At 63.5% G+C, this 1,159-nt stretch carries 1 protein-coding gene; it reads left to right on the forward strand.

The window, feature by feature from the left end; genetic code table 11:
* The first annotated feature begins 50 nt into the window (after nucleotides 1–50).
* The gene (locus tag N5D20_RS24645) at nucleotides 51–1,070 is read left to right on the forward strand and encodes an IS5 family transposase (RefSeq protein WP_279915265.1); all 1,020 of its coding nucleotides are present in this window, start codon (nucleotides 51–53) and stop codon (nucleotides 1,068–1,070) included.
* The last annotated feature ends 89 nt before the right edge of the window (nucleotides 1,071–1,159 follow it).

Below are 1,159 nucleotides of genomic sequence, written 5' to 3' on the forward strand. Positions count from 1 at the left end.
GCCCCCCCTGATCGGCGACACTATCCGTATCTGGTTCAAGGCTTCAATCGATGACGCAGCTGAGCTTCTCCGACGCCGAGCATGCCGGCAAGCGCAAGCAAACCCGGCGGGAAGTGTTCCTGGCCGAGATGGAGCAGGTGGTGCCGTGGAAGGCACTGCTGGCGCTGATCGAGCCGCACTACCCGAAGGCCGGCCGTGGCCGGCACCCGTACGCGATGGAGACGATGCTGCGCATCCACCTGCTGCAGCAGTGGTATGCGCTGAGCGACCCGGCGATGGAGGAGGCCCTGTACGAGATCGCCTCGATGCGCCAGTTCGCCCGGCTGTCGCTGCTGGAGGCGATTCCCGACGAGACCACGATCCTCAACTTTCGCCACCTTCTGGAACGACACAGCCTGGCGGTCAAGCTGCTGGACGCGGTGAACAGGCATTTGCGCGGCAAGGGTCTGCTGCTGCGCCAGGGCACGATCGTGGATGCCACGATCATCGATGCGCCCAGTTCGACCAAGAACGGCAGCGGCACGCGCGACCCCGAGATGCATCAGACCAAGAAGGGCAACCAGTGGTTCTTCGGGATGAAGGCGCACATCGGCGTGGACATGGAATCGGGCCTGGTGCACACGGTGGTGGCCACGGCGGCGAACGTGGCCGATGTGACCCAAACCGGTCAGCTGCTGCACGGCCGTGAAGCGATGGTATTTGCTGATGCAGGCTATACCGGTGCGGACAAGCGCGAGGAATTGAAGGGCAGCCAGGTCGCCTGGCACATCGCCCAGCGACGCAGCACGGTCAAGGCGCTGCCGGAGGGTGAACTGAAGGATCTGACCGGCTGGATCGAGCACTTGAAGGCGAAGGTGCGCTCGAAGGTGGAGCACCCGTTCCGGGTGGTCAAGCGCCAGTTCGGCCATACGAAAGTGCGCTACCGCGGGCTGACGAAGAACGCGGGGCAACTGAACGTGCTGTTCGCGCTGTCCAACCTGTGGATGGCGCGCAAGCGCCTATTGGCGATGAAAGGGAAGGTGCGTCCGGTGAGCGGGAAGAATGGGAATTTGCAAGCGATTGCAGCCTGAAATGGCAGGTAAAACCGCACCTCCCCGAGATTGTTGGCCCAAGTCGCGCGCATCAAGACAGCGCGATCGACCATGCATGAGGCGGGCGG

The sequence above is a fragment of the Stenotrophomonas sp. GD03877 genome (assembly GCF_029840555.1).
In the GTDB taxonomy this organism is placed as follows: Bacteria; Pseudomonadota; Gammaproteobacteria; order Xanthomonadales; family Xanthomonadaceae; genus Stenotrophomonas; species Stenotrophomonas geniculata.

What these genes read in the sequence shown, in the direction of transcription:
- N5D20_RS24645 (WP_279915265.1), top strand. Translation starts at nt 51, where the DNA reads ATGACGCAGCTGAGCTTCTCCGACGCCGAGCATGCCGGCAAGCGCAAG.